At 69.8% G+C, this 6,950-nt stretch carries 7 protein-coding genes; 5 read left to right on the forward strand and 2 right to left on the reverse strand.

The window, feature by feature from the left end; genetic code table 11:
* Positions 1 to 93: 93 nt before the first annotated feature.
* The 4 genes from FOE67_RS11565 (at position 94) to FOE67_RS29210 (ending at position 4,977) form a co-directional block, all read left to right on the forward strand.
* Positions 94 to 1,392: an MFS transporter gene (locus tag FOE67_RS11565; RefSeq protein WP_182663273.1), complete on the forward strand. Its 1,299-nt coding sequence runs from the start codon at positions 94 to 96 to the stop codon at positions 1,390 to 1,392.
* Positions 1,393 to 1,611: 219 nt separating this feature from the next.
* Positions 1,612 to 3,009 carry a nucleotide disphospho-sugar-binding domain-containing protein gene (locus tag FOE67_RS11570; protein ID WP_323384751.1) on the forward strand — a complete coding sequence of 466 codons (1,398 nt, stop codon included), beginning with the start codon at positions 1,612 to 1,614 and terminating at the stop codon, positions 3,007 to 3,009.
* Positions 3,002 to 4,591, forward strand: coding sequence for an MFS transporter (locus tag FOE67_RS11575; protein ID WP_182663277.1), 1,590 nt, complete (start codon positions 3,002 to 3,004; stop codon positions 4,589 to 4,591). The genes FOE67_RS11570 and FOE67_RS11575 overlap by 8 nt, the downstream gene beginning before the upstream one ends.
* A gap of 95 nt (positions 4,592 to 4,686) precedes the next feature.
* A complete protein-coding gene (locus FOE67_RS29210) occupies positions 4,687 to 4,977 on the forward strand; it encodes a hypothetical protein (RefSeq protein WP_228473783.1) in 291 nt (96 codons plus the stop codon).
* Positions 4,978 to 5,164: 187 nt separating this feature from the next.
* Here the strand turns inward: FOE67_RS29210 and soxR are convergent, their stop codons facing one another.
* Positions 5,165 to 5,620: a redox-sensitive transcriptional activator SoxR gene (gene soxR / locus FOE67_RS11585; RefSeq protein WP_182663279.1), complete on the reverse strand. Its 456-nt coding sequence runs from the start codon at positions 5,618 to 5,620 to the stop codon at positions 5,165 to 5,167.
* Positions 5,621 to 5,706: 86 nt separating this feature from the next.
* Between soxR and FOE67_RS11590 the strand changes: the two genes are divergently transcribed.
* Positions 5,707 to 6,300 carry an NADPH-dependent FMN reductase gene (locus FOE67_RS11590; protein WP_182663281.1) on the forward strand — a complete coding sequence of 198 codons (594 nt, stop codon included), beginning with the start codon at positions 5,707 to 5,709 and terminating at the stop codon, positions 6,298 to 6,300.
* A gap of 72 nt (positions 6,301 to 6,372) precedes the next feature.
* Here the strand turns inward: FOE67_RS11590 and FOE67_RS11595 are convergent, their stop codons facing one another.
* Complete coding sequence (locus FOE67_RS11595) at positions 6,373 to 6,849, reverse strand: hypothetical protein (RefSeq protein ID WP_182663283.1); 477 nt, start codon at positions 6,847 to 6,849, stop codon at positions 6,373 to 6,375.
* Positions 6,850 to 6,950 lie beyond the last annotated feature (101 nt).

A 6,950-nucleotide genomic window follows, 5' to 3' on the forward strand; every position in this document is an offset into this window, starting at 1 on the left:
CCCCGACCCCGCCCATCCCACGCCTTGACTTGAAGTCCGCTTCAAGTTGAAGAGTGGCCACAGTCCGCACCGCGACCGTTCCGGGAGCCCTCCATGAGCCGACCCGTTCCCCCGTCCGGCGTCGCCGACGCCCCGGCGACCCACCGTATCGAGCCGGCGCCGCTGGTTCTCCTGCTCCTCGCGTCAACCCTGACCGTGATGGCCGGCGCGGTCATATCCCCCGTCCTGGAGATCATCCGGGGTGACCTGGGGGTCAGCGGCACCCGGGCGGGGCTCATCATCACCGTCCACGGTCTGACCATCGCCCTCGTCTCCCCCGTGGTGGGATGGGTGATCGACCGCCGGGGGGTTCGCGGCCCCCTATCCGGCGGTCTGGTCCTCTACGGCATCGCGGGGGGCGCCGGTGTCTTCACCGACACCTACGGAGCCCTGATCGCCTCCCGTGTCGTGTTCGGGGTGGCCGCCGCGGCGGTCTTCGCCGGCACCACGGTGGCGCTGCTCGGACAGTACCGCGGCGCGCTGCGCGACAAGGTGATGGGATGGCGCTCCACCGCGATCAGCCTGGGCGGCGTGGTGTGGCCGCTCCTGGCGGGCGCCGTCGGCGGGATCTCCTGGCACGCCCCGTTCGCCATCCACCTCATCGGCATCCCGCTGGGCCTGGCCACCCTGCTCGTCCTGCCCCGCGGCAACCCGACCCCCGGGGAGGCGGACTCCGGGAAGAAGGCCCGTCTGCTCCCGTTCCTGCGGCGCAGCCCGGCCCTCCGGGGGCTCTACCTCCTGATGATCGTCTCCTCGGCGCTGCTCTACAGCCTGGCGGTGTTCGTTCCCATCCGACTGGGTGAGGTCGGCGTGACCGCGCCCCTGCTGGTGGCCGTGATCGGCATGTCCATCTCGATCGCCATGAGCATCGTCGGGATGTTCTACGCCAGGGCGAGGGCCGGTCTCGGCTACGCCGGGATGCTGCGCCTCACGGCGACGCTGTGGGTGGTGGCCTTCATGATCCTGGCGACCACCGGGACGGCGGTCCTGATGGCCCTCGCCATGGCGCTCTTCGGCCTGGGCACGGGGTTGCTGATTCCCGCGGTGACCGTCCTCATCGGCGACTCCGCGCCGCAGGAACTGCGGGGCAGCGCCGTCGCCCTGTCCGGTACCGCGAGCTTCGCGGGCCAGTTCGCCTCCCCCCTGCTGCTGGGGCCGGTGGTGGACAACACCTCGGTGACCACCGGTTACGCGGTGGCCGCCGGAGTATCCGCGCTGCTGCTGGTCGCCGTGTTCAGGTGGCAGGTCCCGGACGCCATGCCGTACCCACCGAAGCGATGGGGCGGTGGGAACGGCTCCTCCGCGGAGAGTGTCGAGGAAACAAGGCCTCCCACCACAACGACAAATCACTGAAAAATCATGAGAAATTTCTTTCACGTCGGCCGCATCCTGCGACGCCTTCCGGAAAGCCGATTCCCGCAACCATGCCGTCGCCACCCCGGTGACATGAGCACATGGAATGGGAGTTGCAGCCGAATTCCCCCACCGAAAAGCAGCGCATCACGCACCGCCCTTCACTCACCCGGCGATTCGCTCGAATCGCTCTCCAGGAGGCGTCATCCCATGCGATTAATGTTTACCCGCGTTCCCGCCCCCGTCCATATCCATCCCCTGGTTCCCCTCGCCCGGACTCTCCGAAGCACGGGGCATGGGGTACGGGTCGTCTCCAATCCACAACCGGCCGATGCGATCAGCGTCACCGGTCCGACCGCGGTTCCACCGGGCGAGGAGATCGACCTCGGCGCTCCGGCGGCAACTGTGGAAAACCACACCCCCTCGGACCGGATCGTGGAGGGGGTGGGCATGGGGCCCGACGAGGAAGGAGCCCGGGTCGCGCCGGGGCCTTACCGACTTGCACTGTTCGCCCATCATTTTCCCCACCCGGATTCCCCCACCCCCTCCCACGAAAAGCCCATGGTGGATGAGCTGGTTGAATTCGCTCGCGAGTGGGAGCCGGACCTCGTCCTGTGGGATCCCGTCTTCTTTGCCTCCCCGATCGCGGCCCGCGCGGTGGGAGCCGCGCACGGACGATTCCTGTGGGGACGCGACTCCACCGGATGGGCCCGGCAGCGCTACCGCCGCAGGATGGAACAATCGGCCTCCACGGGCGACGGGGCCGGAAGCGAAGACGCGATGGCGAAGACGATGCTTCCCACCCTGCAACATTTCGGCCAAAATTTCACGGAGGAACCGCTCACCGGTCAGTGGAGTGCGAACCCCCTGCCCGAGGCTCTTCACCACCCCGTCAACCCGCGCAACGTGCCGATGCGTTGGGTTCCTTTCAACGGAACCACTCCGGAGCCCTCCCGGCTGCGGCGGCGCCCGACACGACCTCGCGTCTGCCTGTCCCCGGGAGTGAGCAGGCGAGAATTCCTCGAGGGAAAGGGGGACGAGGTACTGAAGCTGCGGGCCGCATTCGCGGACCCCGATGCCGAGATCGTCGCCACCCTGAACCACGATCAGTTGCCGCCCGGCTCCGAAGTGCCGGACAACGTGAGGCTCGTGGACCACCTCCCCCTCAACCAACTACTGCCGAGTTGCTCGGCGATCATCCGTCACGGCGGTGATGGAACCATGCCGGCGGCGATGTTCAACCGTGTTCCCCAACTCGTGGCCCCCCGGGACATCGGGGACGACGACCAGAAGTGTCGCCATCCGGTCGCCCGCGATGCCGGGCCGGTCATCCCCCCGGCCGAGATGACCGCGCAGGCTCTTCGGGACGGGGTGACCCCTCTGCCGGAGGAGCCCCGGTACCGGGAAGGTGCCGATGCCCTGTACGCCGACATGTTGACCGCCCCCGAACCGAGTGGAGCGGTCCCCCTGCCGGAAAAGCTGACGGCCGAGTGCCGTTCCCGCCCCGCGGGAAACCACCGGACCTCGCGTCCCGGGCCGTCCAACCCGGCCGAGGCCCGTCTCCCCGACACCACGCCCGACCCGATCCGGGATTCCACGGGGGGTCACGATGACTGACCCGGCCCCTCTCCGCGCCGGCGCCCGGGAATGGGTGGGTCTGGCCGTCCTGGTCCTGCCGACGATGCTGATAGCGATCGACATGTCGGTACTGCACCTGGCCGTGCCCGAGATCACGGCCAACCTCCGGCCCACCGGTTCCCAGGTGTTGTGGATCACCGACATCTATCCGTTCATGATCGCCGGGTTTCTGGTGACCATGGGCGCGCTCGGGGATCGCGTCGGCCGGCGACGTCTGCTGCTGATCGGGGCGGCCTGCTTCGGCGCGGCCTCGGCACTGGCCGCATACTCCGACACCGCGACCACGCTGATCGCGGCCAGGGCACTGTTGGGCATCGCGGGCGCCACCCTCATGCCCTCCACCCTGTCCCTGATCCGCAACATGTTCCCCGCCGAGGACCAGCGCAAGCGGGCCATCTCGATATGGATGGCCGGCTTCATCGGGGGCGCCGCGGCCGGCCCGTTGGTCGGCGGCGTCCTCCTCGAACACTTCTGGTGGGGCTCGGTCCTGTTGATCGGTGTGCCGATCATGCTGCTGCTCCTGGTGACCGGCCCCTTTCTCCTGCCGGAGTACCGCGACCCGAACGCCGGCTCCATCGATCTCCCGAGCGCGGTCATGGCGACCGTCGTATTGGTGGGCGTGACCTACGCCTTCAAGGACTTCGCCGAGAACGGTCCGGGATGGAAGCCCCTGCTCGTACTCGTGGCGGCGCTCGCCCTCGGCACACGCTTCATCGCGCGGCAACGTTCCCTCACCAACCCCTTGGTGGACCCGGGGCTCTTCTCCTCACGGACCTTCGGTGTGTCCCTCACCCTGCTCATGACGAGCAGTGTCGTGATGATGGGGATCATGTTCTTCGTCACCCTTCATCTGCAAATGGTCATGGGTTTCACGCCCTTGACGACGGCTCTGTGGATGTTGCCCATCACCATGGCGATGATCGTGGGGACGATGACGGCCCCGACCCTGGCCAAACGGATCTCCACTCCGATCCTGATGGCGGGGGGGTTGTCCCTCGGTGTCGTCGCGTTGTTGGTCCTGACCCGGGTGGAATCCGTCTCCTCGCCCCTCCTTCTCGTGGCCTGCGTCGTGATACTGGCCGTCGGCATGGGGCCGGCCTCCATGCTGTCCACCGACATGGTGGTCTCCTCCGCCCCGAAGGAGCGCGCCGGCTCGGCGTCCGCCCTCTCGGAGACCGGCACCGAGTTGGGGGCGGCGGTCGGTCTCGCCCTCATCGGGAGCCTGGGCTTCGCGGTGTACCGCGCCCGGCTCTCGGAGACGATGCCCGCCGAGGTTCCGACCGATGTGGCGGTCACCGCGAACGACACCCTCGGCGCCGCGTTGGAGGAGGCCCGACACCTGCCCGGGGATGTGGGGGAGAACCTGCTGACGGCGGCGAGGGATGCCTTCACCTCCGGTCTCCACGCAGGCGCCCTGCTGTCCGCGGCGTTGCTGACCCTCTCGGTCCTCCTGATCCTCACCGTGCTGCGCAAGGCGTCCCCCGGGACCGGGGATGCCCCGGATCCCGCCCCCGTCACCGCCCGGGAGAAGGGAGCGGCCGGAAACCCCGCCGGCGCCTGAGGGCGCGGCCACCCGGCGACCGGGGGCCGTACGACCGGAAACCCCACCGGCGGGACGACGAACCGCCCGACGAGACCCCGTGAATCCCCACGGCCGTGTCCACCTGGAAGGAAGATCATGATCAACGTTTTTCAGCCGAGCCCGGGCGAGGAGGAGGCCGCCGCCGAGGTGTTCGCGAGCAACCGACCGGGGCACGCTCCCCGCACCTCGGCGGCGGTGCCCTACTCGCCCGCCCGGAGAACACCGTCACCTCGATCGCCAGGCTTCCCGGCGTCTCCCGCAACACCATCTGCAACCACGTGCCCGAACTCGAGGGTGGTCGCATCGCACCCGCTGAGGCGACGAGCACGCCGGAGCTGCCCCAACCCACCGGGTCGGAGGACTGATCACCGCCGGTTGCGGCTGGTGACAGCGTTCTTACCGGCGCCCCGACACCGACGACGCCGCCCGCATCGGTGGCTCGCGGGACGGGGAGCGCCGGATGACGGCCGGGGTCACGAATCCCCGCGGGGGTGATCGGAACGCACCCCACCGTTCATCCCGGCCGACCCCGTCCCGCCGGGGTCGTTCTCCTCACACGTGGTTGAGCCGGCGGGGGCCGGGGCCGCTCTCGGCCGCGACATCCCGGGGATTGACCAGTCCGCACGTCGTCATCGAGAGACAGCCGCATCCGATGCAATCGCTCAGCCCGTCACGCAGTTCCTCGAGCTGGGCGATGCGTCGGTCCAGGTCGTCCTGCCAGCAGGCCGAGACCCTCGCCCAGTCGTCGGGGGTGGGTGTGCGGTTGTCCGGGAGCATTTCCAGTACCGCCCGGATGCGCTCCAGGGGAATGCCCACCCGCTGCGAGGCGCGGATGAAGGCCACGCGACGCAGGGTGTCCCGGGCGTAACGCCGCTGGTTGCCGGTCGTCCGTCGACTGTGGATGAGTCCGTTCTTCTCGTAGTAGCGCAGGGCCGAGCCGGCCACACCGCTGCGTTCGGCGACCTGTCCGACGGTGAGTTCCGCCGCTTTCCACGAAAGTTCGACCATGTGGACCACTGTGACTTGACTTCAACTCAACTTCAACTTCGATCCTTGAAACCCCATCACGGGAACACCGATTCGGGAGAGATGAAATGACCGAGACCATGCTGCGCCTCGCCCTGGTGACCGGAAGCGTCCGGGAGGGGCGTTTCGGCCCCACCGTGACGAACTGGTTCGCCGGGGAGGCCCGGGCCTTCGGGCGCTACGAAGTCGACACGATCGACCTGCGGGAGCTGCCCCTGCCGCTGATCATGCCCGGGTGGGGGGAGGAGACGCCCGCCGAGGTCGCCCTCCACGTGCGGGAACTCTCCGGCCGGCTCGCGGCGGCCGACGCGATCGTCGTCGTGACCCCCGAGTACAACCACAGCTTCCCCGCTTCCCTGAAGAACGCGATCGACTGGACCCGGGAGGAGTGGTTCGGCAAGCCGGTCGGGCTGATCTCCTACGGTGGTCAGAGCGGCGGGATCCGCGCGGCCGAGCAGCTGCGCCAGGTCTTCCCCGAGATGCACGCCATGACGGTGCGTGACGCCCTGAGCTTCCACAACGCCCGGGACGCCTTCGGCGAGGACGGCCGGCCGAAGGACGAGGAGGCCGCCGCCCGCGCCGCGAAGGGCCTGCTGGACCAGCTGGACTGGTGGGCGGAGGCGCTGCGCACGGCTCGCGCCCGGCGCCCCTACACGGCCTGAGGTCCCCTCCCCCGTCGTTCCCCCGGGAACGACGGGGGAGCCGGGAGCGGCTTCCGCCCGCCGGAGCCCGAGTCAGGTGTCACGGGGGACGGCCCCCAGTGCCTCGGCGGCGAGGGGGTTCATGAGGCACCCGAGCACGACCAGCGCCACGACCGCGACCACCGGGGCGGAGACCTGCCAGATGTCGCCCATGGCCCACAGCTGCCAGGCCGTGGGCAGGGCGAGGAGCTGCACGATCACCGACGGGCCCCGGCTCCAGCGGCGCAGCAGCCACAGCCCCCGACCGGCGAGGAGGGGGAACAGCGAGAGCACCATCACCGTGACCCCGCCGGTGAGGGCCTGCAGGAGGTTGTCGGGGGTCCCGGTGAACGCCAGGACCAGCATCACCACGCCCAGGACCGCGATGACGGCTCCCTGGAGGAGGGTCAGCGCGGCGGCCAGGGCGATGCGGCGGGGACGGGGGCCGCTCGGCGGCGTCCCGGCGGCACCGCCGGGGGTGGGGGCCTCGTGGCTGCCGTCCGGCCCGTCGGGGGCAGTGGGATCGCTCACCCCGTCAGGGTATCGCCGGGGCCCGGCCCCACCCGCCGGGAGCCCACCGGGAGCCCGCGGGGGGATTCGGGGGGCGATGCGGCGTGCGCGGGGTGCGTGTC

Source organism: Streptomyces calidiresistens, from assembly GCF_014141525.1.
GTDB classification, from domain to species: Bacteria; Actinomycetota; Actinomycetes; order Streptomycetales; family Streptomycetaceae; genus Streptomyces; species Streptomyces calidiresistens.

What these genes read in the sequence shown, in the direction of transcription:
- FOE67_RS11570 (WP_323384751.1), top strand. Translation starts at nt 1,612, where the DNA reads ATGTTTACCCGCGTTCCCGCCCCCGTCCATATCCATCCCCTGGTTCCC.
- FOE67_RS11590 (WP_182663281.1), top strand. Translation starts at nt 5,707, where the DNA reads ATGACCGAGACCATGCTGCGCCTCGCCCTGGTGACCGGAAGCGTCCGG.
- FOE67_RS11565 (WP_182663273.1), top strand. Translation starts at nt 94, where the DNA reads ATGAGCCGACCCGTTCCCCCGTCCGGCGTCGCCGACGCCCCGGCGACC.
- soxR (WP_182663279.1), bottom strand. Translation starts at nt 5,620, where the DNA reads ATGGTCGAACTTTCGTGGAAAGCGGCGGAACTCACCGTCGGACAGGTC.
- FOE67_RS11575 (WP_182663277.1), top strand. Translation starts at nt 3,002, where the DNA reads ATGACTGACCCGGCCCCTCTCCGCGCCGGCGCCCGGGAATGGGTGGGT.